This window comes from Gordonia sp. NPDC127522 (assembly GCF_042672305.1).
GTDB classification, from domain to species: Bacteria; Actinomycetota; Actinomycetes; order Mycobacteriales; family Mycobacteriaceae; genus Gordonia; species Gordonia hongkongensis.
The window spans coordinates 558,393-584,220 of sequence record NZ_JBHXVK010000001.1; the positions used below are offsets into that span (position 1 = coordinate 558,393).

General features: G+C 70.7%; 13 protein-coding genes. 8 read left to right on the forward strand and 5 right to left on the reverse strand.

All coding sequences use genetic code 11. The annotated features are described in order from the left end of the window. Nucleotides 1–24 precede the first annotated feature (24 nt). Both ACFVHY_RS02595 and ACFVHY_RS02600 read left to right on the forward strand, forming a co-directional pair. Nucleotides 25–324, forward strand: a complete 300-nt coding sequence (locus tag ACFVHY_RS02595) for a helix-turn-helix domain-containing protein (RefSeq protein WP_226512595.1) — start codon at nt 25–27, stop codon at nt 322–324. After that, nucleotides 299–1,129 carry a Clp protease N-terminal domain-containing protein gene (locus ACFVHY_RS02600; protein WP_390268004.1) on the forward strand — a complete coding sequence of 277 codons (831 nt, stop codon included), beginning with the start codon at nt 299–301 and terminating at the stop codon, nt 1,127–1,129. Before ACFVHY_RS02595 ends, ACFVHY_RS02600 begins: the two co-directional genes overlap by 26 nt. 30 nt (nt 1,130–1,159) lie before the next feature. Here ACFVHY_RS02600 and ACFVHY_RS02605 read toward each other — a convergent pair whose 3' ends face one another. Further along, nucleotides 1,160–2,029 (reverse strand): 1,4-dihydroxy-2-naphthoate polyprenyltransferase, encoded by an 870-nt coding sequence (locus ACFVHY_RS02605; RefSeq protein WP_390268007.1) that lies wholly within the window; start codon nt 2,027–2,029, stop codon nt 1,160–1,162. A gap of 144 nt (nt 2,030–2,173) precedes the next feature. On the opposite strand from ACFVHY_RS02605, the gene ACFVHY_RS02610 reads away from it, so the two are divergent. Together ACFVHY_RS02610 and ACFVHY_RS02615 are read left to right on the forward strand one after the other, a co-directional pair. Beyond that, complete coding sequence (locus ACFVHY_RS02610) at nt 2,174–2,923, forward strand: type IV toxin-antitoxin system AbiEi family antitoxin domain-containing protein (RefSeq protein ID WP_390268010.1); 750 nt, start codon at nt 2,174–2,176, stop codon at nt 2,921–2,923. After that, on the forward strand, nt 2,871–3,050 hold the full coding sequence (locus ACFVHY_RS02615; RefSeq protein ID WP_390268013.1) for a hypothetical protein: 180 nt from the start codon (nt 2,871–2,873) through the stop codon (nt 3,048–3,050). Before ACFVHY_RS02610 ends, ACFVHY_RS02615 begins: the two co-directional genes overlap by 53 nt. Before the next feature lie 42 nt (nt 3,051–3,092). Here ACFVHY_RS02615 and menE read toward each other — a convergent pair whose 3' ends face one another. The 4 genes from menE to ACFVHY_RS02635 are packed head-to-tail and all read right to left on the reverse strand — an operon-like array spanning nt 3,093 to nt 6,248. Then, nucleotides 3,093–4,217, reverse strand: coding sequence for an o-succinylbenzoate--CoA ligase (menE, locus tag ACFVHY_RS02620; RefSeq protein ID WP_390268016.1), 1,125 nt, complete (start codon nt 4,215–4,217; stop codon nt 3,093–3,095). A gap of 38 nt (nt 4,218–4,255) precedes the next feature. Then, complete coding sequence (locus ACFVHY_RS02625) at nt 4,256–4,639, reverse strand: DUF3349 domain-containing protein (protein ID WP_390268019.1); 384 nt, start codon at nt 4,637–4,639, stop codon at nt 4,256–4,258. A 29-nt stretch (nt 4,640–4,668) separates the two neighbouring features. Then, the gene (locus ACFVHY_RS02630; protein ID WP_390268022.1) at nt 4,669–4,950 is read right to left on the reverse strand and encodes a hypothetical protein; all 282 of its coding nucleotides are present in this window, start codon (nt 4,948–4,950) and stop codon (nt 4,669–4,671) included. Nucleotides 4,951–4,952: 2 nt separating this feature from the next. Then, entirely contained in the window at nt 4,953–6,248 is a 1,296-nt protein-coding gene (locus ACFVHY_RS02635; RefSeq protein ID WP_259935642.1) for an inorganic phosphate transporter, read from the reverse strand. A gap of 143 nt (nt 6,249–6,391) precedes the next feature. Between ACFVHY_RS02635 and ACFVHY_RS02640 the strand changes: the two genes are divergently transcribed. The 4 genes from ACFVHY_RS02640 (at nt 6,392) to ACFVHY_RS02655 (ending at nt 25,395) form a co-directional block, all read left to right on the forward strand. Next, the gene (locus ACFVHY_RS02640; protein ID WP_068970733.1) at nt 6,392–7,456 is read left to right on the forward strand and encodes an LLM class F420-dependent oxidoreductase; all 1,065 of its coding nucleotides are present in this window, start codon (nt 6,392–6,394) and stop codon (nt 7,454–7,456) included. A gap of 604 nt (nt 7,457–8,060) precedes the next feature. Beyond that, nucleotides 8,061–23,021 carry an amino acid adenylation domain-containing protein gene (locus tag ACFVHY_RS02645; protein WP_390268027.1) on the forward strand — a complete coding sequence of 4,987 codons (14,961 nt, stop codon included), beginning with the start codon at nt 8,061–8,063 and terminating at the stop codon, nt 23,019–23,021. After that, on the forward strand, nt 23,015–23,638 hold the full coding sequence (locus ACFVHY_RS02650; RefSeq protein WP_390268030.1) for a low molecular weight phosphotyrosine protein phosphatase: 624 nt from the start codon (nt 23,015–23,017) through the stop codon (nt 23,636–23,638). Before ACFVHY_RS02645 ends, ACFVHY_RS02650 begins: the two co-directional genes overlap by 7 nt. Next, nucleotides 23,635–25,395, forward strand: a complete 1,761-nt coding sequence (locus tag ACFVHY_RS02655; RefSeq protein ID WP_390268033.1) for a DUF4012 domain-containing protein — start codon at nt 23,635–23,637, stop codon at nt 25,393–25,395. Before ACFVHY_RS02650 ends, ACFVHY_RS02655 begins: the two co-directional genes overlap by 4 nt. Nucleotides 25,396–25,828: the final 433 nt, after the last annotated feature.

Here is a 25,828-nt window from a genome sequence, read left to right on the forward strand (position 1 = left end):
TCGATGTCAACATAACCTGACATCATGCACGACGACCACAGCACCGACACCGCACCCGACGCGCCGAGCGCCGAGCTGGCCGGAGACGCCGCGAGCGGCGATCCGGCGAGGGGCCTGGCCGCGGTACGCGCCCTGCGCACCCTGGCCGACCGACTCGAGGACGTGCAGGTGGCCAACGCCCGTGCCCACGGGTGGAGCTGGCAGGCGATCGCAGAAGTGCTGCAGATCAGCCGACAGGCCGTGCATCAGAAGCACTCACAACGTGAGGCCCGCGCGAGTGGGCCGGAAGGAGACACAGATGTTCGAGCGAATCAGTCGCGATGACAAGATGCTGCTGGCTTTCGCCACGCAGGAGGCCGGCGACCTGGGTCACCGGCAACTCGGCAACGACCACCTGATCCTGGGCATGCTCTGCAACGCCCGCAGCCCGTTGTTCGCGCTGCTGGCCGACCAGGGGCTGACGCTGACGTCGGCCCGGGAGGTGGTCCGGAAGTACCACGACGAGCACGCGGAACGGTCCGACACCGCGGAGACCGCCGACGACGAGTCGACTCGCGAACGCTACGAGGCGGATCGAGAAGCCCTGCGCGGCATCGGAATCGACCTCGACAAGGTCCGGGAAGCGGTGCGCGGTCGCTTCGGTGAGGACCTGTCCGATGGCTGGGGCGAGCGTGCCGAGCGCGGCCCCCGGGGACGTGGTCACGGGCGTCGGGGGCACCGGCACCATGGTCGCGGTCGCGGACCCCGGCCGGATTGCGGCCCACAGGGTCTCGGGCCAGAGGGTTTCGGGCCGGGTGGTTTCGGGCCGGGCGGCTTCGGGCCCGAAGGCTTCGGGCCGGGCGGACCGTTCGCCGGCGAGGGCCCCTGGGAGCCGGGGCGCGGCCGGCGCGGACCGCGGGGCCGGGGCGCCCGTCCGCGTTTCGCGAACGACACCCGGACGGTGTTCGGCCGGGCCATGGAGATCGCGCGGGAACGGGGTGACCGCCGCCTCCGCGCGGAGTACCTGTTGCTGGGGATCATCGACACCGCCGACGACGCGTCGCGGGCGCTGATCGAATCCGCCACCACCGCCGACGAACTCCGCGACGCGGTCGTGGCGAGCCTGCCCGACGTCGAGGCTCAGGTCTGATCGTCGGCGCAGGTCTGGCGTCGAGGTCCGTCAGGTGAGCGCGAGCGCGACCGCCGTGACGACCGCCCAGGCGAGCATCGCCTTGCCGGTCGTCCCGATCGACGGGATCAGTCCCGGTCCGGCCGCCCCGGTCCGGACCGGGGCGTAGGCCTGCCACAGCAGCGGGAACGTCACCAGGCCGAGCAGCGCCCAGGGGGTCGCGAACGCCAGGACCACGCTCATCGCGAGCGGGGTCAGCAGAAGCACGGCGAACAGGATCCGGGTCCGGGCGTCACCGAGGCGCACGGCGAGGGTGATCTTGCCGGATTCGGTGTCGCTGGGGATGTCTCGGAGGTTGTTGACGACCAGCACGCTGCTCGAGATCGCGCCGATGCCGACTGCGCCGGCCAGTCCGACCCAGTCGATGCGGCCGGCGGAGACGAACTGGGTGCCGAGGACGGCCACGAGCCCGAAGAAGGTGAACACCGCGACCTCGCCCCAGCCGGCGTAACCGTAGGGGCGTTTGCCGCCGGTGTAGAACCAGGCGCCGGCGATGCAGATCGCGCCGACCAGCACGAGCCACCACGCCGTCGCGATCGCGAGGACGAGCCCGCAGACCGCCCCGATCCCGAAGCACAGGAACGCGGCGGTCTTCACGGCCCTCGGCGACGCGGCGCCCGACCCGACCAGGCGCATCGGACCGACCCGATCGTCGTCGGTCCCCCGCACGCCGTCGGAGTAGTCGTTGGCGAAGTTCACGCCGATGATGAACGCGACGGCCACCGCCAGCGCGAGTACGGACTTCCACCACGTGACTTCGCCGGAGTGCAGCGCCGCGCCGACACCGACCACGACCGGCGCGATCGCGTTGGGGAGCGTGCGCGGACGAGCGCCCTGGATCCACTGCGAGGGGGTAGCCACGGGGTTCATCGTGTCACGGCCGCGCGCGCGAGCCGGCGGCTGCCCGGCAGGTGTAGAACTTCGTAGCGCCTGGCGCGACGACACACTACATCTCCGGGGGACGTCGAGCGATGGAACCGGTTGCGGCGCAGGTGCGTGAAGGTCATGCATCTTCCGCCGGACTTTCGGGCGCTCGCCCTCGAGCAGGACGGCGTGTTCACCGCTGCCGATGCCCGCGAACACGGCATCAACCGGTCGGCGGTGCACCGTCGGGTGCGGGCCGGCGAGTGGGTATCGGTGCATCCTCGTGTCTATCGGCTCGCCGACCACCCCGAGACCGACCGCACGCGAATCCGGACCGCGACGCTGGCCGTCGGCACTCACGGGGTCCTCTCGGGACTCGCTGCCGCATGGTGGCATGGGATCGTCGAAGCCCCACCCGCCTTGCCCACGGTCACCGCTCTTCGCGGACGCCACGGTCATCCGGTGACGGGAGTCCGGATTCTCAACCGCGCTCTCGCCGACGCCGACGTGCTGACCCGGGACGGGCTACGGGTCACCGGGGTCGCGTTGTCGGCTTTGGAGGGTGCGGTAGAGGGCGGCGTCGAGGTCATCGATGCTGCGCTGCAGCAGCGGCGCACCACGGTCGAGCGTCTCGTCGAAGCCTACGAGCGGCGGCGCCGTTGCGTCGGCGCGGCGGACATGGGTCCGATGGTCGAGCTGCTGGAATCGGGTGCGCGGTCGGCCGCCGAGCGTCTCGCTGTCACGATCCTCCGGACCGCGGGTATCGAAGGTTGGGTGGCGAACCATCCGACCTGCGGGTACGAGATCGACTTCGCCTTCCTCGACCCGGATGGTGGCGGTGGAGATCGACGGGTTCGCCTTCCACCGCGACTCGAAGACGTTTCAGCGTGACCGCACCCGACGCAATGCGCTCATCGCGGCGGGTTGGACGGTGCTGAACTACACCTGGGGTGACCTCCGCGACCGAGCGGAGTACGTCGCGACGTCGATCTCCCGGGCACTCGCGACCGCCGCCTGAACTGCAGCTGTCGCACATCGTTGCGCCAGGCGCGACGACACACTACATCTGCGCACCGAAGCGGGCCCGCAACGCGCGACGGTCGTACTTGCCGGGTCCGCGGAGGGGGAGGGCGTCGAGTTCGACGACCCGTCGGGGGGCTGCGTACCGGTCGAGCCGCTCGGTGACCGAATCGCGAATGCGGTTGACGTCGAGGCGTTCTCCGGGACGGACGACGACGAACGCGGTGACCGCCTCGCCGAGCCGGTCGTCGGGGAGTCCGACGACGACGCATTCGGCGACTGCCGGGTCGTCGGCGATCACGGCCTCGACGACCTGCGGTACGACGGTCAGCCCGCCGGTCGAGATGGCCTCGTCGGCGCGGCCGACGATCGAGAGCAGCCCGGCGTCGTCGACGCGGCCGAGGTCGTCGGTGCGGAACCAGCCCGGCTCGGCGAAGGCCGGATGGTCGGGCAGATTGCGATAACCGGAGGCGACGACCGGGCCGCCGAGCAGTACGCGCCCGACGCCGTCGGGTGCCGGATCGGCGATGCGGACCGCGACGCCGTCGAGGGGTCGCCCGTCGTAGACGCACCCTCCGGCGGTCTCGCTCATCCCGTACGTCGCGACGACCGGCAGGCCCTCGGCAACAGCTCTGTCCCACAACGGTTTCGGGGTGGCCGCGCCGCCGATGAGGACGGCGTCGAGCTCGCGCGTGGCGGCGGTCGCGGCGGGCTGGTCGAGAATCTTGACGAGCTGGGTGGGCACCAGCGAGGTGTATCGCCGCGGACCCTCGAAGTCGCGTACGGCACGGGCGTAGATCTCGGGATCGAAACCGGCCCGCATGTCCAGGACCGCCGGCGTCTGCCCGGCGGTCAGGGCGCGGAGCAGGACCTGCAGGCCGGCGATGTGGTGCGGTGCCAGCGCGAGCAGCCAGTTGCCCGGCCCGCCCAGGTGGTCGGCGGTGGCGCGCGACGACGCGGCGAGGGTCGCGGGCGAGTGCTGCGCACCCTTGGGGGTGCCCGTCGACCCCGACGTCGAGACGACGAGGGACACGGGGTCGTCGATGGGTGCGCCCACCTGCAGCGCCGAGGCGAGTTCGGCTGCGGCGCGGGCGTCGTCGGGCACGGGCAGGAACGCCGAGGAACCGGCGAGGATCGCCCGCAGGTCGTCGACATGGTCGAGCACCGCGGGCGTCGACGACAGTGTCAGGGTTCGGAGGGTCCTCAGGGCAGGTCTCCGTCATTCGGACCGCCCCCATCGGGGTCGTCCCCATCAGGATCGCCCCCATCAGGATCGACCCGGTCGGGGTCGTCGCTGAACGGCCATCCGCGGGCGACGAGGTGTGCGCGTACCCGCGCGATGTCGTCCTCGTGCGGCAGTTCATGGGTGTAGTGGGTGATCTTCACCGCCGCGTCGATCCGCGATATCGGTTCGGGTGGCGGCGGGGACTCGCGGGCCAGCTCCGCCGACACCTGGCTCACCTCGTCGTCGGTCAGCTGCCGGCGCAGCAGCGCCACGAGCGGTATGTAGTCGTTGTGCGGGACGCCGTCGGGGTAGCCGGCGCGCAACCACTCCACGACCTTCTGCAGAAGTGTCGGGCGGTCCACGGGGTGTCTCCGATCAGAAGCGGGGACGATCACTTGTAGCCGAACGGGAAGATCTTGACGCCGGTGTAGTAGAAGATCGTCTGCCGGGTGATCCAGAGGATCCCGACGACGATCACCAGGATGACGACGCCGAAGATGAGGTACGCCACGGGCTTCAGCGCGGGATGCGGATCGGAGGTCGTTCCGTCGGCGGCAACGGAACCGTCGGCGAGGGACCGCAGACGCAACCCGACTGCGAACAGCGCGGGCAGTCCCGCTCCCAGGACCAGTCCGACGATGAGGACTTTGCCGATGGCCTCGAACGTCTCCATTCTCAGGCGCTCCTCTCCGGGTCGTGCTGCACGATGATCTCGGCCGGGATGACCGGCGGCAGCGGGAGGGTCGTGTCGTCCGTCTCGGTGGCGACCGCTTCCTCCCACTCCTCGCCCGCGAGGGCCTCGCCCTCCCAGGCGTCGTTGACGTTCTCGTGGTCGACCTTGTTCTCCTGCGCGCGCCAGTACATGTAGCCCGACGCGACCACCAGGATCGCGAAGATGATGAGGGCCCCGGTGACGTCGCCGAACAGGTGCGCGAGGAAGTAGCAGGCGGCACCGACCGCGCCGGCGGCGGGCAGGGTCGTCACCCAGGCGACGGCCATCCGGCCGGCGACCGACCAGCGGACCTGGGCACCTTTGCGGCCGACCCCCGAACCCAGGATGGAGCCGGTCGCGACCTGGGTGGTCGAGAGCGCCATGCCCGCGGCACTCGAGGTGAGGATGATGGCAGCCGATGACGCCTCGGCGGCCATGCCCTGCGGCGAGGTGATCTCGACGAGTCCCTTGCCGAGGGTGCGGATGATCCGCCAGCCGCCTAGGTAGGTGCCGATTGCGATGGCGGCGGCGCAGCTGAAGACCACCCAGAAGGGGAGTCCGTGGCTGACGCTCGACGCCTCGAGGTGTCCGGTGGCGATGAGGGCCATCGCGATGACACCCATCGTCTTCTGGGCGTCGCCGGTGCCGTGGGCCAGCGAGACCAACGATGCGGTGGCGACCTGCCCGTAGCGGAAGCCGTCCTCCTTCTGCCGGTCGGCGATCCGGCGGGTGATCGCGAAGACCAGCCAGGTTCCGCACGCCGCGACCAGACAGGCGATGACCGGTGCGGCCAGCGCGGGGATGAGGATCTTGGAGGTGATCCCGGACCAGTTGATCCCGCTGACACCGATCGCGGCCAGGCCCGAACCGATCAGTCCGCCGAACAGGGCGTGGGACGAACTCGAGGGCAGCCCGAACAACCAGGTGAAGAGATTCCACAGGATGCCGCCGATCAGGCCCGCGAAGATGATGAGCAGCGCCGTCGTCGCCGACAATCCGGCCACCAGCTCCCCGGCGTCGGGGCCCGAGGTCTGCTGGATGTTCAGCACGTCCTTGGTGATGGTCGCCGCGACCTCCACGGACAGGAACGCGCCGACCAGGTTGAGCACCGCCGACAGCCCGACCGCGACCTTCGGCTTCAGGGCGCCGGTGGCGATCGACGTCGCCATCGCGTTGCCGGTGTCGTGGAAGCCGTTGGTGAAGTCGAAGCCGAGGGCTGTGACCACCAACAGCACCAGGATCAGCATCTCGCCGCTCATGGTGACGATTGTGGGACCTACCGCCCTCATTTACCTAAACATCGGGCACAGTTCCGGTGCGCGGGGTCCCCGGCCGGGGCCGACCTATCGAACGTTCAACAGACCCTCGGAAACCGGTCGCCGCTGTGGAAGAATCCGTCGGCATGACATCGATGAAGCTGGGCATGCCGATCAACTACGCGGGCGACTTCCGCGAGACCATCAACAACCTCGCGGACTTCGAAGCCGCGGGCGTGCAGCGCATCGCGGTTCCGGAGGCCTACAGCTTCGACGCCGTCTCGCAGCTGGGGTACATCGCGGCCAAGACCGAGACGATGGAACTGCAGACCGCGATCCTGCCCATGTACTCGCGGACGCCCACCAACCTGGCGATGACCGCGGCCGGCCTCGACTACATCAGCGGCGGTCGCGCGGTGCTCGGTATCGGCGCATCCGGTCCGCAGGTGATCGAGGGATTCCACGGCGTCAAGTACGACTACCCGCTGGGACGCGCCCGCGAGCACGCCGAGATCTGCCGGATGGTCTGGCGCCGCGAGAAGCTGAACTACCAGGGCAAGCACTACACGTTGCCGCTCGACGAGGAGCACGGCGGCTCGGGACTGGGCAAGTCCCTGAAGATCATCAATCACCCCGTACGCGACAACATCCCGTTGCTCCTGGCCGCCATCGGCCCGAAGAACATCGAGTTGGCCGCCGAGATGTTCGACGAGCTGCAGCCGATCCTGTTCCACCCCGAGCAGATCGACGCGGCCTTCGGTGAGTCGCTGGCGGCGGGCAAGGCCAAGCGCGATCCGTCGCTGGGGGATCTGGGCATCGTCGTCCAGGCCACCGCACGCATCTCCGACGACGCCGAGCAGATCGACAACGCCAAGCAGCTCGTGCGCCATCATGCCGCCCTGTACATCGGCGGGATGGGCGCCCGCGGGAAGAACTTCTACAACCAGCTCGCCATCCGCTACGGCTACACCGACGAGGCGAAGCTGATCCAGGACCTCTACCTCGACGGCAAGAAGATGGAGGCCGCGGCCGCGGTCCCCGAGGACCTCGTCACGTCGATGTCGCTGATCGGTTCCAAGGCCCAGGTGGCCGAGCGGGTCGCGGCGTTCCGGGAGGCCGGTGTCACGTGCATCCTGGCCTCGCCCACCGCGCCGACCCACGCCGAGCGCGTCACCGAGGTCGAGCACCTGCGCGACATCTTCGGGGGCTGATCGCGCGATCGGCGATTGTTGTCCGGAAAACGACGGCCCGTGTACGCACGGCCGTCGTTTTCCTTTCTCGGTCATTTGCTCCTCGGGTGCAATTCCGAGACATTTCACTACACTTCGACGATGTTCTGCCGACCGTGAATTCGGATGTGCATTCACGGTGTTTCCGAATCCCGTCGCAGGTCGCGCGAAATACCATTCCGTTCACATCGATTAGCGTCAGTAACGGCGTTCCCCCCGAGTTGTGAGGCGACAACCCGTCCCATAGGCTCTTGTCATCCGCTCGGCGCGCATCGGTTTCACGCCGAGCGGCCGTTGCGATGACAGTGTCGGGAAATGGCCGTTCGCCCCGGTGACGCGTCGATGATGAGAATCACCACGCGACCGGCGGCAACGGATCGGCGTGACAAGAGGACGGCACATGGTGAGTGGTGAGGCAAGGCGTTGAATTCGACGACGCCCGTGTTTCGATCTCGCGGCCGACGCATGCCTTTTTCATGCACGGCTGGGTGTGGCATGGCATTTCTGGGACCGGGGGGATCAGACGGTCGGCCCGGCCCGTGAGCCCCGTTCTCCCCGGCCGCACGCGTAGAGGCCGGGTCGTCGTATGAGCGATTCGTCCAAGCGCGAGTTCGTGGCCCCGTCGGGTCCCTCCGACCCCGACGCCCCGCGTCGTTTCACCCTCAGCGCGGCCCAGCGATCGCTGTGGTTCACCCAGCAGGCGGCGCTCGATGTGCCGATCAACGTCGCCCAGTACGTCGAGATCGACGGTCCGATCGACGCCGAGCTCTTCGTGCGGGCGACCAGCACGGTGGTGCAGCGCGCGCAGTTCACCCAGCTCCGGTTCGTCGACACCGAGGACGGGCTGGTCGGCGTGTACGACCCCGCCCTGCACTACTGGGCCGACATCATCGATCTCCGTGACCGGCCGGACCCGCGCGCCGTCGCCGAGGAGATGATGGCGCAGGACTATTCGCGACCCCTCGACCCCCGGGTGGACCGGACCGCACGCGGGTGCCTGTTCCGGCTGTCCGACGACAAGGCGCTGGTCTACAACCGCGGTCATCACCTGCTCTCGGACGGGATGGGCGGCAAGGACCGGATGGTCGAGGCCCTCGCGGCCTATCACGCGGCGGTCACCGGCGAGCCCGCGCCGCCCCAGAAGCCGGTCGACCTGGACCTTCCGGCCCGCGCCGACGCCGAGTACCGCCAGTCGAAGCGCTTCGCCACCGACCGCGCGTACTGGCGGGAGAACATGGCGGGCGTGGGGATCGCCGCGACCCTGGCGCACCGCCCGGGACGTCCCGCAGCCGTTGCCAGACGCGTCGCCTCCGCGGTGCCCGCCGACACGATGGCGCGGTTACGTGCTGCCGCACAACGCGGTTCGACGATCCTGCCCAACGTTCTCGTCGCCGCCTTCGCGGCCTATCTGGGCCGCGCGGCCGCGCAGGGCGACGAGGTGATCTTCCAGTTCCCGGTCGCCGCGCGCACGACCGCGGCGCTGCGTGCCACCCCGCTCCCGGTCGCCAACATCGTGCCGCTGCGCACCGGGGTCACCGGATCGGGCAGCGTCGCCGACGCGCTCGCGTCCACCCAGGCCGCGCTCATGGGCGCGCTGCGGCACCAGCGCTACCGCGGCGAGGACATCTGGGCCGACCTCGCCGCCGACGAATCCTCCGGGGCGACACCGCGCACGGCGGCTCAGGAACGCTCCGGCCCGATGCTCAACCTGATGCTGTTCGACCGCGAATTCCCCTGCGGCGAAGCACGAGCCACGTTTCACATCCTGACCGTCGGCCCAGCCGACGACCTGACGATCAACATCTACCCGGTACCCGGCGAGGATCAGGATTCCTCGCTGATGATCGGCGTCGAGGCGAACCCCAACCGATACGACGACGCGGAGGTCGCCGAACACCACAGGCAGTTCCTGTCGATGCTCGACACGTTCGCCGATGCGCTCCTCCGGGCGCCGGACACCCGCGTCGACGACCTGCCGCTGCGTTTCTCCGACACCTCGGCCGGAGAGGCGCGTGAGCTGCCGACGAACGAGGCGCCGGACGCGGGCACCGTCTGGACGGCCCTCACCGACGTCGCGCTGCGGCACCGGCATGAACCCGCCGTCGAGTCGGGTGGAACATCCCCGGACGCAACGCTGCTGACCTTCGAACAGCTGCACGCGCGGGCTCGCGATCTCGGCGCACGGTTGCGCACGCTCGGAGCACGACCCGGCTCGGCGGTCGGCGTCCTGGTCGGGTCGGACGCGGACCGGGTGCTGTCGTGGTGGGCCGTCGCGGCGACAGGGGCCGCCGTGATCCTGCTCGATCCGGCAGCACCGCACTCGGTGCCGCCGGATGTCCCGGGGGTGTCCGGCGTGCTGGTGATCGCCGACGACGATGCGGACGTGCCGGCCGGCGTCCGCGCGGAGGACGTGCACACGCTGTCCGCACTGACCGGGGTCGCGCCGTCGGCGGAGCCCGCGTCGTCCCGTTCGGAGGACACCGCCTGCTTCGCCGTCGGCGCCGAGGGTCTCGTCGCACTCCCGCAGCGGGCCGTGGCCGCGCTCATCGTTGACGGCCTGTTCGCGCCGGAATCGTTCGGCCACAACACATCCGATGCGGGACACGGACAGCTCGCGGTCACGGCGCCGATGGCCTCCTGGGCGGCCCACCTCGAGATCGTCGCCGGTGCCGCCCACGGGTTGCGGCACGTCGAGCCCGACGCCGCCGGAGTGACGCACCGGATCGTGCCCTCCGGGTTACTTGCCGACGACACGGGGCGCGGCGCCGCCACGACGGTGCTGATCGTCGACGCCGGCGCAGCGCCGGCGCCGGCCGTCCGATACGCCGCCGGCCGGGATGTGCGGACCGCCTACAGCCCTCGGGGCGTGCTGGGCCCCTACACCGCTGCGAACCGTGTCCGTCCCGACCAGCCGATCGACCGGCCACTCCCGAGCGGACACCCGCGCGAGGGCGTCGGCATCGCGATCCTCGACCGCCGTCTACGACCCCTGCCGCCCGGCATCACGGGCGACGTGTACGTCGTGGGAAGCGTTGTGCCACAGCACTTCGCTGGGGAAGGCTCGCGTACGTCGACGACCCTCGTCGCCTGTCCGTGGCATCCCGGCCGGCGCATGCTGGTCACCGGCGACCGCGGGCATCTCGAACCGGGGACGGGACTTCTCGTCATCGATCACCGCGCCGGCGAGATCGTCGAGATCGACGGCATCCGAGTCGATCTCGCACTGCTCGAACGTGCCGCCGCGGAGGTCCCCGGTGTTGCGGCCGCGACCGCGACCGTACTCGGCGACGGCGACGGCGACGGCGACGGGCTCGCGCTCGGACTCGTGCCCGCCCGTTCCGCGTCGTCGGAGGCGACCGAACCCCTTGATCCGCAACGGATTCGGGCGGCGGCTCGGCGCCGGGTCAACGCGGAACTCCCGGCGGTGCTGTGGCTTCGCCGGGTCACGATCCTGGATGCGGTACCGCTCGACGGGTTCGGCGGCGTCGACCGGTCTGCCGCCGCCGGGCTGATCGCCGCGGCGCCCGAAACGCCCGCCGCGCGCCGCCGTCCGTCGACGCCGATCGAACGCGCCGTTGCCGACGCGGTGACGTCCGTCCTCGGCGTGCCCGACCCGTCCCTGGACGACGAACTGGTCCAGCTCGGCGCCACGTCACTGGGATTCATGCAACTGGCCACGCACCTCGGTGACACCTTGCAGGTCGTCGTCAGCGTGCGCGATCTCGGTGATGTCACGACCCTCGCCGAACTCGCCGCCGTCCTCGAGGCCTCCGCGCCGCGCCGCGCCGCGCCGGGTGATCCCGCGGGCACCGTCCGCTACCGGCCGACCCGCGCGCAGCAGGAGATCTGGCTGCTCAATCGCGCCGACCGGCAGGCGACCGTTTATCACCTGCCGGTGCATGTCGTTCTCGCCGAGGGTATCTCGGCCGAAGTCGTCCGCGCCGCACTCATCGACGTCGCGGCGCGGCACGAGGCGCTGCGGACCGTGTACCCCGACAACGGCGGGGAGCCGGTCGCGGTCGTCCGCGGAGTCGACGAGGTGAGTGTGGCCGCGCCGATGACCGCGGCCACCCTCGACGCGACCGGCATCGACCTCGCCGTCGTGGCCCCCTTCGACCTGACGGTGGACCTGCCGTGGCGTGCGGTCGTCGACGAGACCGGCGAACGGACCGAACTCGTACTCGTCGCCCACCACATCGCGATCGACGAGTGGTCGCTGCACACCGTCGTCGACGACTTCGCGCATGCACTGCGTGCTCGTCTCGACGGTGCGACTCCGGTGTGGACCGAGGACGCGGTGGCCTTCAGTGCCGCGCTGTCCGCGCGGCCGGCCGCGGTGGATGCGGCGGCCGAGGTCTATTGGGCGAAGACATTGCGGGAGGCCCCTTCTCGCATCGTGCTGCCGGAGCCGGCGCAACCGGTGCCGGCGGGACTCACCTCCGGTCCGGCGACCGTCCTGCGTCGTGACGTCGACCGTGGGGCCCGGGACCGTGCCGCTGCTCGTGCACGCGACTACGGGACGACGCTCAACACGATGCTGTGCGTGGCGCTCTCGGCCGTACTGGCCGAGTACTCGGATTCCGACGACTTCGTGTTGTCGGTGCCGGTCTCAGGACGATTCACCACCGAGGAACTACGCCCGGTCGGCATGTTCGTCGAGACGGTACCGGTGCGGATCACCGGGGTGCGGCGCCGCAGCGTTGCGGAGGCCCTCGCCCGCGTGGGCGCGGACCTGACGGCGGCGATCACCCACGCCGACGCGGCACCGACGGGGCTCGCCGATGTCATCTTCGCCTATCACGCCTCCCGGCCCGACGTCGCCGACCCGGCGGTGTTCGCCGAGGTCCAGACCTTGTCCGCCGGCCAGGCGCGAACCGCGTTGGAAGTAACCGTCTTCGACGAACCGGACGGGTTGTCGATAGCGCTGACCGTCGCCGAACGCCGGGTCGACACGATGGCTGCCGGCCACCTGCTCGACCGATTCGTCGAGACGGTCGCCGCGCTCGGTGTCGCGACGCCCGACTCGGTCGTCGCGGGGTGCATCCCGGTTCCCGCCGACCGGGCGCTCTCCAACCGCAGCCGCCGGACCGCTCCCGTCGACCCGATCGATGCCCTGCGACGCCGTGCGCAGGCGAAGCCGGACGCCGCCGCCGTCATCGCCGACGACACGGCCCTGACCTATCGGGAACTGCTCGGTCGCGCCGAGGCCCTCGCGAAGACGTTGCGGGAGAACGGGGTACAACCGGGCGACCGAGTCGCGCTGTCGCTGCCCCGGAGCGCCGAGGCCGTGATCGCGATCGTCGCGGTGCTCTTGGCCGACGCGGTGTACGTGCCCATCGAACCCGACGATCCGCCGTCGAGGACGGAGCTGATCGCCGACGCCACCGCTCCCGTCGCGGTCATCGAAGCCGGGCCGGCGGTGCGCGCCGTCGCGACGGGCGAACGTGCACAACCGGTTCCGGGTGGCGCCTACGTGATCCACACCTCCGGCTCCACCGGTGTCCCGAAAGCCGTACTGGTGACCCGCGCGAATCTGGCGGCCATGCTCGGCGCCGCGCTGGACACGATCGCCGCGTCCGACGACGACGTGTGGAGCTGGGTCCACTCCTACGCGTTCGACTTCTCCGTCTGGGAGATCCTGGGGCCGTTGGCCTCCGGTGGTGCCGTCGTCGTACTGGAGCGCGCCACTGTGCTCGACCCGCGCTTGCTGGCGGCGGCGATCGACCGGTACGGGGTCACCGTCTGCTCGCAGACCCCGACGGCGTTCGGCAACCTCATCGACCCGACGGTGGCCGCCGTCGCCCCGGACGCCGGATCACCCGCGTTGCGAGCCGTCGTCTTCGGTGGCGAACCGTTGTCGCCGGGGCTGTTACGGGAGTGGTCGGCCGCGCATCCGGACGTCCGGCTGGTCAACATGTACGGCATCACCGAGACGACCGTGCACCTCACGGCGGTCGACGTCGATGTCGACGACGCCCGCAGCGACATCGGTGTCCCGCTGGACGGCGTCTCGACGGCGATCCTGGGCCGCGACCTACGCCCGGTTCCGGTGGGCGCCATCGGCGAACTGTACGTGAGCGGCGATCAGGTCACGCTCGGCTATCACAACGCCCCGGCCACGACCGCCTCGCGGTTCGTCGCCGACCCGAGCGGCATTGGCCGCCGGATGTACCGTACCGGCGACCGCGTTCGCGAGATCGCCGGCGGCCGCATGGTCTATCTCGGCCGCAGCGACCACCAGGTCCAGATCCGCGGGCACCGCATCGAACTCGGTGAGATCACGTCGGTGCTGCGCGAGCACCCCGGCGTCGGTGACGCGCGCGTGCTCCTCGACCCGGGCAGCCGCCGCGGCGAGGAACGGCTGCTCGCATTCGTCACCGAGGACGGCCTCGCCGACTTCGATGTGCTGGACGCCCTGTCCGCGGAGCAGATCCTCGTGTCCTGTGCGAACAGGCTCCCGGCGCACATGATCCCGGCGCGACTCGCGATCGTCGACGGCTGGCCGATGACCCCGACCGGCAAACTCGACCGCCACCGGCTCACGGATCTGCTGCCCGAGGTGCCGACGGGATCGACCCGAGCACTGACACCGGCCGAGCAGACCGTTGCCGACGCCATGCGTGCCGTGATCGGCACGGATGCCGTGCTCGCCGCGGACACCAATTTCTTCGCGACCGGAGGGACGTCACTGTCGGCAGCGCGACTCGCGGCCACGCTGACGGGCATCGGCGACCATGTCTCCGTCGCCGATGTGTTCGCCCATCCGACGGTGGCCGCGCTCGCCGCGCACATCGAGTCCGCGGCGAGTTCGGGACGCACGATCGCCGACGGCTCCCGGACCGGTCTCGCCGACTTCGCAGCCGCTGACGGGGTGGATCTGCCGCTCACCCCCGAGCAGATGGATCTGTGGCTCCGATGGCGCACCGAGCCGGCCTTCACCGGGTATCTGATGCCGCTCGCCCTCCCCATCGACGCCGGCCCCGACGAGCTGCGCCGTGCCCTGCTCGAGATCGTGACGCGGCACGACGCGTTGTGCACGGTGTTCCCCTCGGGTCCCGATGGCCCGGTGCAGCGTCGCCGTCCCGACTCCCATGTCGCAGGTGAACTGAGAGCGCAACTGGCGCAGCCGGTCTCGGTCGCGGACATCGACTCGGTCGATGCCGCGCTGCGTGCGCTGCACACGCCGATCGACCTGGCCGCCGAACTGCCCTGGCGGGTACGGATCTGCGCGGTGGACGGGCAGACCTGGCTTCTCGTCGTCGCGCACCACATCGCGGTCGACGGCGAGTCGTTCGGCATCCTGTCCGCAGAGCTACGATCCGCCCTGTCCAGGACCCTCCCGGCGCCCGCCGACGTCGACTACCAGGAGTACTCGGCGTGGCGAGCCGGGTCACTGGCCGCCCGGCGGACCGAGCTTGTCGCGCACTGGGTCTCGGCGTTCGATCGGGCCGTCGAACCACTGCGCCTGCCCGAACTGAACCCGGCGGCCCCGCATCCGTCCGCGCGGGAACGAGCGGTGGTGCACCGTGCGCATCGGACGCTCGACCGCGCCGAGACCGGAGCACTCGACGAACTGGCGGTGGCCAGACACAGCACTCCGTTCATCGTCGTGCACACCGCGCTCGCGGCGGTGTTGACAAGGCAATCCGACGCCGAGGTGGTCACGATCGGCACCGCTCTGTCCGGGCGGATCGACCCGCGCCTGGTCTCCGTGCCGGGACTGTTCGCCCGTGCCGTACCCCTGCACACCCCGATCGACGTCGACCTGCCGTTCGTCGACCTCCTGGCCTCGGTCACCGCGGTCGACCTGGGCGCGTTCGCGCACGCCGACCTCCCGCTCACCGAGATCACCGAGATCGCCGATCCCGGTCGGGTCAAGGCGGGCACCCCGCTGTTCGAGGTCTCCCTCGGCGCCGTCCCGGACGAGCTGGTGGCGGCGAGTCCGGCTGCGGCAGTCGGTGTCCCATCGGACGCGAGTCCCTTCGGGGGAGTGCCGCTGTTCGGTGTGGACGTGTCGATGTACCGCCGGGACGGTGCACTGCATCTGATGATGACGTGCACGGATGCGGTGGCGAGTGCCGCGAGACTGAACGCGCTGTGCGACCTCGTCGTCGAGACGATACGGCGTGGGGTGCGCGAACCGAATCGGACGGTCGCGGCGCTGCTCGCTCGGTCGTACTCGACGACGGTCCCGAAAACCGCGCCGGAGAATCGGATTCGCGAGTTCGAGACGCTCGACGAGCTGCTGACCGTTGGGCTCGCTGACGATCCGGATGCGATCGCGATCGTCGACCGACGCCATCCGGTGCCCGGGCCGGGTGTCTCGCTCACCAATTCCGACCTCGACCGGCTCGCGACGTTCACGGCGCGCAGGCTCATCGACGCGGGTATCGGCCCGGGGGACGTGGTGATCGGCCTGCTGCCGCGCTCGGCCTTCGGTGTGGTCGCCACGGTCGCGATCGCCCGCGCAGGAGCGGCGTTCGTGAACGTCGACCCAGCCGACCCCGCGGGGCGCCGGCAGATGATCATCGAGCGGTGCCGGCCACGAGCGGTGCTCACCCTCGCGGCGACCATGGAGTCCGTGACCGGCGGCATCCCGGTGCTCGCCCTCGACGACTTGCTTGCGCGCCATGCCGATTCGAGTGCGAATACGCCGGATTCGCCGCCGTTCGACGCCGCCGAGCGGGTGCGCCCGCTGTCGGTGGACGACGTCGCCTACATCACCTTCACCTCGGGGACGACCGGACTGCCCAAGGGTGTCCAGGTGACTCATCGGGGCCTGACGGACTGGGCGCGCGACACCGTGGCCCGATTGCGGCTCGACTCGTCGGACGCGGTGTTGCACACGTATGCAACCGGATTCGACGCACATCTGATGGGACTCGTGCCCCCGCGGGTCGCCGGCGCCACGATCGTCGTGTGCCCGCCCGATGTCATCGCCGCGGACGAGCTCGCCGAGTTCGTCGATGCCGAACGGGTCAGCGTCCTGCTGACCACCCCGTCGGTGCTCGCGACCCTGCGTCCGGACGAACTCCCCGGTGTTCGTCACGTGGCGGTCGGCGGTGAACCCCTCGGCGCCGGGCTGGTCCGGGAGTGGACGGCCGGCCACACGCTGAGCAACGAGTACGGCCCGACCGAGGCCACCGTCGCGGTCAGCAGTGCGCGGTACACCGCAACTCCGGGCGGGCCGGTTCACATCGGCGCTCCGCTGCCGGGTGTGGGGATGTATGTGCTCGACGGTGCCCTGCGGCCGGTGCCCGACCATACGGTCGGCGAACTGTATCTTTCCGGGAACTGCCTTGCTCGTGGGTATCTCGACGACCCGGCGACGACGGCCGGGGCGTTCGTCCCCGATCCGTTCAGCACCGACCCGTTCATCGCCGGCGGGCGGATGTACCGGACCGGTGACCTCGTCCACCGGCGTCCCGACGGCACGTTCGTGATCCACGGTCGCACCGACGATCAGGTGAAGATCCGCGGCGTGCGTCTGGAGCCGGGTGAAGTCGACGCGGCGCTGTCGGGGTTGCCCGGCGTGGCGACCTCGGTGACCGCGACGCGGACCACCCCGGCGGGCGAGAAGATCCTCGTGTCGTGGGTCGTGGTCGACGGAGACGATGCGGAAGTGGCCGACCTGCCTCGTCAGCTCGCGCACCTGTTGCCGCGCAGCATGATCCCGAGTGCGATCGTCGGTGTCCCGGCGTTGCCGTTCGGACGCAACGGGAAAATCGACGTGGCGGCGCTGCCCGATCCCGATTTCGCCGGTGCGGCAGCGGGTTCGGATGTCCGCCCCGGACGCCCGCCGTCGGGGGCCACCGAGGAACTGGTGACCGCGGTGTGGGCGGAGGTCCTCGACCGTCCCGTCCAGTCGCTGGACGCCGATTCCGATTTCTTCACCGAGGGCGGTACCTCGCTGTCGGCCACGCAGGTGACGTCGAGACTGACGGCGGCGACCGGTGCGGACATCGGGGTCCGCGAGATCTTCGAGGCACGCACGGTCGCCGCAGTCGCGCGACGTGTCGACGAACTGTTGGCCGGCGCCGGGAGCGGAGCGGGCGGGCCGAGTGATACCGGGCCGGGTGACACCGGCGCGGCACCCGCCCGACTCCCGGTACCGGAGTTCCTGCCGCTCGCATATCCGCAGCGCCGCATGTGGATTCACCATCAGTTCGATCCGCGTTCGACGGCCTACCATGTTCCGCTCGTGTTGCGGATGAGCGGCCGAGTCGACCTCGCCCGCCTGCGGAAGGCGGTCGACGAGGTGGTCGCGGCTCATGCCGTCCTCCGGACGGTCCACCCGGATTCGCCGTCGGGTCCACGGCAGCGCCGGATCGAGCATCGGAGTCCGGTGCTACGGCATCGCCTCGTCGACGCCGCGACGGGTCCCGAGGGTCTCCGTCGGGACATCGACGACTTCCTGCGACGGCCGTTCGATCTGGAGTCCGAGACCGGGTTCCGGGCCGCGGTCTTCGAGCTCGACTCGGCGGAGGATCCGCACACCCATCTGGCGGTGGTCCTGCATCACGTCGCGATCGACGGGTGGTCGATCCGGGTGCTGCTCACGGACCTGCTCCGTGCCTACGACGGCCAGCGGCTCTCGGTCCCCGCCGACGAGGCGTTCACCTACGCCGACTTCACCCAGTGGCAGATCGCCCGCCTCGGTGACCCGTCCGATCCGAGCAGCAGATACGCACGGCAACTGCGTTTCTGGACGTCGACGCTCTCCGATGCCCCCGGCCCGCTCCGGTTGCCGGGCATCGCGGACACCGGCGGGCGGCCGCGCGACGCTGCCGCCGGGCGGTTGTCGGCGTCGATCGTCGGCACGGATTCACTGCACCAGACCGCGAAAGCGATGTCGGCGAGTGTGTTCCAGGTGGCGCACGCCGCGCTCGCGACGGTGTTGGGCCGGTGGACCGGTGAGTGGGACCTGCTGATCGGCGTACCGGTGCACGGCCGGCACGCGCCGGAGTGGGAGTCGGTGGTCGGCATGTTCGTCAACACCGTGGCCCTGCGGACACGGCTGCATCCGGGGCTCCCGATCCGCGAGGCCGTCGTGCGGGCTCGCGATGCCGCCCTGGCCGCCCAGCCGCACAGTGAGGTCCCCTATGAGGACGTCGCCCGCACGGTCCGTCCCGACGGCCGGGAGGCCGGGGACCCGCTGATCTCGGTACTGCTGGTCAACCAGGACGTCGTGCCCCAGTCCTCCGGCGAGGTCGTGCTCGGCGGAGCGTCGGCGGGTGGCCCGGGTCCCGAGGCGGATGCCGTGATCGCCAGGCTGGTCCCGGAGTACACCGAGACCGTGGACGCCAAGTTCGACGTCGAGGTCGTGCTCGCCGAACGCGACGACGAGTTGCACATCACGGTGGTGCACTCCGCCGCCGTCCCGACCGTGGTCGCACAGGCGCTTCTCGACGACTTCCGCAGATCGGTCGTCGCGGCGGCAACCGATGCCGATCAGCCGTTCCCGGAGGTCGACGGACCGGACGTCGACGTCATTACGGCCGAACGGGTATCGGGCACCGCGGTGGCGCCGGCTGGTGCCGGGGCGCCGTCGCATGCGGTGTCCTCGGCTCCACTCGTCGCGGCGATCGCCGACGCGATGGCCGAGGTGCTGGAGGTCTCTCCGGATTCGGTGGGGGACGCCGACGACTTCTTCACGATGGGCGGTACCTCGCTCTCGGCCACACGGGTGACCTCCGCGCTGGGGCGCCGGCTCGGCGTCCGCGTGCCCACCCGGTTGCTCTTCGAGAACCCCAACCCGGTCGCGCTCGCACAGGCGGTGACCGAACTCCCCGCGGAGGGGACGGACGCGGGAGGCGGCGCGCCGGCCGGCGCGTCGGAGTCCGACCTCGGCGACCTCCCACTCGCTCCGACGCAGCGCCGGATGTGGGTGGGCGCGCAGATGCTCGGAGCGGTGCCGATCTACGCCGTGCCCGCGGTGGTGCCCGTGCCGCCCGGAACCGACGAGTCCGCGGTCGTCGGCGCGGTCGAGGCCCTCGTCGACCGCCATCCCGCGCTCCGTACCCGGTACCTCGCGACACCTGACGGTCCCCGGCAGCGTGTTCTCGACGCGTGGCGCCCGTCCCTGCGGCGGGTGGGTGCGGCCGAGCTCACGACGCCCGCGGGGATCGGGATGCTCGGGGAGGCCTTCGATCTCACCGGTGAGCCACCGGTCCGGGTGTGGCTGGTCACCGGCGACGATCGGGTGACCCCGGTGGCGGTCGTGGTGATCGCGCACCACATCACCATGGACGGTGAATCCGCCGGCATCGTGCAGCGTGAGCTCGCGTCGCTGCTGGTGGGTCACGACCTCGGCCCGGCGCCGACGGGTTTCGCGGCGGTCGCCCGGCAGATGGCTGCCGACGACGAGCGATCCCGGGTTGCACTGGTGGACTTCTGGCGGCGCGCGCTCGAGGGGCACAGCGGCGAGCTCGACCTCGCCCAGCGCCGCCCCGTTGTGCGGGACCTGCGGACCTCGACGACCGAGTATCTGCTGGAAGATGCGGTCGGACAGGCGATTCCGGCGGCCGCGCGCCGGGCGTCGGCGAGCGAGTTCCACATCCTGCACGCGGCGCTGGTGCTGGCCCTCGCGGTGCAGTCGGGGTCCGATGACATCGCGCTGGCCACGCCCGCCTCGATGCGCCGCGACTCCGACACCGCCGGCACCGTCGGCATGCTCATCTCCACCGTCGTGTTACGCACCCGGATTCGCCCCGGCATGACCGTCGGCGAGCTGATCACGGCGGTCCGCGACGACGACCTGGCGGCGCTCGATCATGCTGCGATCGCCTTCGACGATGTGGTCGCCCTGATCGATCCGCCGCGCGTCCCCGGGCGGCATCCGCTGGTACAGGTGGCGTTCTCGATGGCCGATCCGGAGATGCCCGGGGCCGACCCGACAGACACCGGCGCGCCCACGTGGATGTCGCCGCGCAGCGAGTTCGACATCCACGTCGAGGCGGTGCCCGACGCCGGCGGCTGGCGGTTGCGCGTCCACCACGGCCGGGAACTGTTCGACGAGGGCACGATCCGCGCTCTCGGCGAGCGAGTGGTCGCCGCGGTCGCCGCCGTCGTGGGGGAGCCGTCACGTCGCCTCGCGGCCATCGAGCCGCTGACCGGCGCCGAACGACGCTTCGTCGCCGACCGGGCGCGGGCGTCCTCGACGACGGGGGCCGAACCGCTGCTGGCCGAGCTGTTCACGACGGCTGTCGCGGCGTACGGCGACCGTCCCGGCATCGCCGACGAGCACCGGTCCCTCACCTACCGCGAATTCGACGGGTGGGTCTCGGTGACCGCCCGCGCGATGCGACGTCGAGGGCTCGGTGCCGGCGACGCGGTGGCCGTCGTGGTGCCGCGGTCGATCGAGTCGGTCGTCGCCATCTGGGCGGTCAGCCGGATCGGCGCGGTGTGCGTACCGGTCGACGTCACCTACCCGACGGCCCGGATCGACCACGTGGTCGCCGGCGCGTCCGCGAGTGTGATCACGCCCGCCGACATCCCCGCCCAACCGACGGAACCGGTTGTGTCCGAGCCCGTCACACCGGTGTCGCGCGACGCGCTGGCCTACGTCATCACCACGTCGGGTACCACCGGGACCCCCAACATCGTCGGGGTCACCCATCGCGGGGTACACCGCGTGGCCTCGCTCGGCGACGTCGAACCAGACGACCGCGTCGGGATGGCCATCAGTCCGGGATTCGACGCCACGTTCCACGACATGCTGTTGCCACTCGCCGCCGGCGCGACCCTGGTGGTGGTCCCGGCCGGGATCACCGGCGGGGACGACCTCACCCGGTTCCTCGACCGCACCGGGGTCAGCGTCTTCACGGCGACGCCTTCGGTCGTCCGCACACTGCGACCGGCGGCGATCGGTGCGCTGCGTCTGGTGTACATCGGCGGCGAGGCGCTCTCGGCCGATCTGGCCGCGGTGTGGTCGGAGCACGCCCAGGTCCTCAACATCTACGGCCCCACCGAGACGACGGTGACCGTGTCCACCAGTGCGTTCCGGCGCGGCGACCCGATCCGGCTGGGGCATCCGCGACCGGGCATCGGCGCCGAGGTGCTCGACGCCCAGCTGCGCCACGTCCCGCCGGGTGTCGTCGGCGAGTTGTACATCGGCGGAACCGGGGTCGCCCGTGGCTATCTCGGTGATCCGGCGCTCACCGCTGCAACCTTCGTCGCCGGCGCCGACGGCGTTCGCCGCTACCGCACCGGGGACCTGGTGCGGTGGGATCGCGACACCGGCGAGCTGGTCTACGTCGGCCGGGCGGACCGTCAGGTCAAGATCCGGGGTCAGCGAGTGGAACCCGCCGAGATCGACGCGGTGATCGTGCGGGCGGGCGCCGAGCGCTCGGTGACCGTCCTGCGGCCGGGCCCGGTCGGACCAGCGCTCGTGTCCTATGTGGTGGCACCGTCGGTGCCGGTCGCCGAGCTCCGGGCCGCGTGCCGGTCGTCGTTGCCGCGGCACATGGTGCCGAGCCGGATCGTCGTGCTCGACGACCTGCCGCTCAGCGGCGCGGGCAAGATCGATGTGCGCCGCCTGCCCGAACCGGCCTGGTCGGAGTCCGTGCGCGAGCCGGGAACCGCCACCGAGGCAGCGGTGCTCGACGCCTTCCGGACCGTGCTGGGCGATGCGGCGGCCGGTCCGTACGCGGGCGCGGACGGTGCCGGGACACCCATCGGCATGGACGACGACTTCTTCGCCGCCGGTGGGCATTCGCTCGCCCTGCTGCAGTTGCGGGACGAACTGGCCCGCCGGACGGGCCGGGTCGTCGATGCGGCGGAACTCTTCGGTCATCGCACCCCGGCCGAGATCGCCCGGCTGCTCGACGACCCGGAAGGCGTCGATCCCACCGGCCGACGCGTCGTGCCGCTGTCGCCCGAGGGCACCGGCCGACGACCCGAGGTCTGGTGTGTGCACACCGCGACCGGGATCGTCGAACCGTTCCGGGCGCTGGGCGAGTCCCTGCCGTCGGCATCGGTGTTCGGCCTGCAACTGCCCGAACTCGTACTCGCCGAACGGGATCTGCCGACGACGATCGAGGGCATCGCGGCACTGCACGTCGAGGCCATCCGGGCGACTCAGCCGCAGGGACCGTACCGGGTCGTCGGCTGGTCCGTCGGCGGTGTCGTCGCCCACGAGATCGCGCGCCGGCTCGTCGAACTCGGCGAGGAGGTCGCGCTGCTGGTGCTGCTCGACGCGCGGACGCCGGCCGAACTGACCACGGTGGACGACGCGGAGCTGCGAGCCGCCGATCACCCCCTGCGTGCCCTGGCCGAGCAGCACGACCCCGACGCACTGCGGCGGTTCGAGGACCGGACGAGGGGCCTGGCCGCGGCGGCGCGCTCCTACGACCTGCGTCCGGTGGCCGCCGGTAAGGTGCTCTACGTTGCGGCGCAGGACAACCCGGACCCGGACGCCTGGACGCGTGCGGTCGATCCCGGCGGTCGGGGCGTCGTCGACGTGCTGCACGCCGGGACGACGCACGCAGAGCTGGGGCAGCCGGACGTATTGGCGCGGGTTGCCCGCAGAATCGAGGAGGAATGGTGACCGGATCCGAAGCGGCGACGCCGCAGATGTCGATCCTGTTCGTGTGCACGGGCAACATCTGTCGTTCACCGATCGGCGAACGCGTGCTGACCGGCCTCGCCGGCCGGGCGGGTGTCCCCGTGACGTCGTCGAGCGCCGGGGTCGGAGCGCTCAACGGGCAGCCCATCCATCCGCACGCCTCCGCTGTCCTGGTCGAGAACGGTTACGACGCAGCGGGGTTCGAGTCCCGGTATCTGCGTCCGCCGATGCTCACCGAGGCCGACCTCGTGCTGTGCATGAGCCGCGAACACCGTGCCGCCGCGCAACAGATGGCCCCGGCACGTTGGAAGCGGGTGTTCACGCTGACCGAGTTCGCGGCGCTCTGCGACCTCGGCGCGCTGCCGGAGATCATCGCCGGGCGTGGACGCCTCGATCCGAACTCGGACCTGCTCGACATCGTCGACCCGATGGGCCGCCCGCGCGAGGACTTCGACCGGGTTTTCGCCGAGGTCGAACCGAAGGTCGAGGCGTTGGTCACGTGGCTGGCGGCGCCGGGAGCGAAGCGAGCGGGCCAATCGTCCGCCGAGCAGGCCTCCGCCACTCGACCGGGCCGGCACGCGACGGGGGAGAGCCGATGATCCGGCGACTGGCGGGTAACCGCGTCGTCCAGGTCGTCGCGGTGGTGCTGCTGCTCGTCGCCGCCGCGCTGATCTGGCTGGCGTACTCGGCATTCCAGGTCCGCGACGACCTGGAATCGGTGCGCGCGGATGCGAGCAGGGCCCGGGCGTTGATGCTCGACGGCGATCAGGCCGGCGCCCGTCAGGCGGCCGAGGCGGCGTCGGTGCGGGCCGAGGACGCCCAGGATCGTGCGAACGGTTTCCTGTGGTCGGCGGCTGCGGCGGTGCCGGTCGTCGGATCGCCGCTGAAATCGGTGCAGCAGATGAGCGATGCCGTCGCGGCGCTGTCGGCCGACGTGCTGGTGCCGGCTGCCGACCTCGCCACCGTGCTCGACCCGAATCGCCTGCGCACCGGCAACACCGTGAACCTGGCACTGCTGCGGGATGCGCAGCCGGCGCTGAAGTCGGTCGCGGAGGAGTCGGCGGCGGTGGCCGCCCAGGTCTCGGCGATCGAACCGAGTTGGCTGGGCGTCGTGGCCGATGCCCGGGATCAGCTCGCCGAGCAGGTCGAGGCTGCCGACTCGACGGTGCAGGCGACGAGCATCGCGGCCGAACTCGTGCCGTCCATGCTCGGCGCCGACGGTCCGCGCAACTACTTCATGGCGTTCCAGACACCGTCCGAGGCCCGCGGAACCGGCGGCCTCGTCGGTGGTTTCGCGGTACTGAACGCGACCGGGGGCCGGGTGACCATCCCCGAGCTCGGTGCGAATTCGGAGTTCCGCGACCCGGCCACCCCGCAGATCAACCTCGGCCCCGAGTACGACGCGATCTACTCCTACTACCGCCCCTACACCGACTTCCGGAACGGCAACCTCAGCGCCCACTTCCCCGACGCCGCGCAGATCTGGCTGGCGAACTGGCGCGCCCAGACCGGCCGCCAACTCGACGGGGCGATCGCGCTGGATCCTATCGCGCTGAAGTACGTCCTGGAGGTCGTCGGCCCGGTGTCGGTGGGGCGGGAGAAGATCACCGCCGACAACGTCGTCCCGATCACGCTGTCGACGGCGTATCAGCGCTTCGCCGACGACAACGCCGCGCGAAAGGACTACTTGCAGGCCATCTCCCAGGCTGTGGTGAACAAGCTCGTCACGTCCGGCGGCAGCACGCGGAATCTGCTCGAGGCGCTCGGTCGCGGCGTGCACGAGCGGCGGATCATGGTGTACAGCACCGATGCCGAGGATCAGAAGATTCTCGAGTCGACGAAGCTGGGTCACCAGATCTCCGACACGTCGTCGCCCTATCTGCAGGTGGCCATCGGCAATGCGTCCGGAACGAAGCTGGACTATTTCCTGCGGCGCGAGATCAGCTACACCTCCGGTGGATGTGACGGCGACACCAGGGAGTCGACGATCACGGTGAAGCTCACCAACACCCTCGACACCACGGACACCACCGACTACGTCGCCGGCAACCTCGGGACCGAACTGTCGGTGAAGAAGGGCACCAACCTCGCCAACGTCGAGTTCCTGGCGACGAAGGGCGCGGTCCTCAAGGAGATGACCCTCGGCGAGGGCGGGGCCTTCTACGTCGAGCAGGCCCTGCACGATCGGCCGTACTACTCGACCCGCGTGGGCATCGCACCGGGCGAGACCGCCACCATCGTGCTGAAGATCGACGAGCCGACCTCAGCGCACGGGGACGCCGAGGTCCCGATCCAGCCGCTCGTCGACGATCCGACCGTCACCGTTGACGTCCCGGCGTGCGGGCCGGAGAACTGAGCACCCGGAGCTTGCGGAGGGCGCGTCCGCCCCTGCTCCCTGAGGAGCGTCCGGAGCTTGCGGAGGGCGCGTCACGAAGGGTCTTCGCAACTCGTCTCGCCAAGACCCTTCGTGACGCTCGCAAGCTCGCTCCTCAGGGAGCAGGAATTGGGCTCGCAAGCTCGCTCCTCAGGGAGCAGGGGCTGACGCTCGCAAGCTCGCTCCTCAGGGAGCAGGGGCTGACGCTCGCAAGCTCGCTCCTCAGGGAGCAGACGGGGACGCTCGCAAGCTCCCTCCCAGAGAGCGGAGCTCTCTCGTGGTCCCGACGACCCGTCCCCGGCCGACGATCTGACCGGGTACGGAACCGACTGGGATATCACTGTGGAGTTGTCAAGGGACAGATGCGGTCCCGGGCTATGCCCAGGTGCGGAAGGTGCTGCGCGAAGTCTGGTGG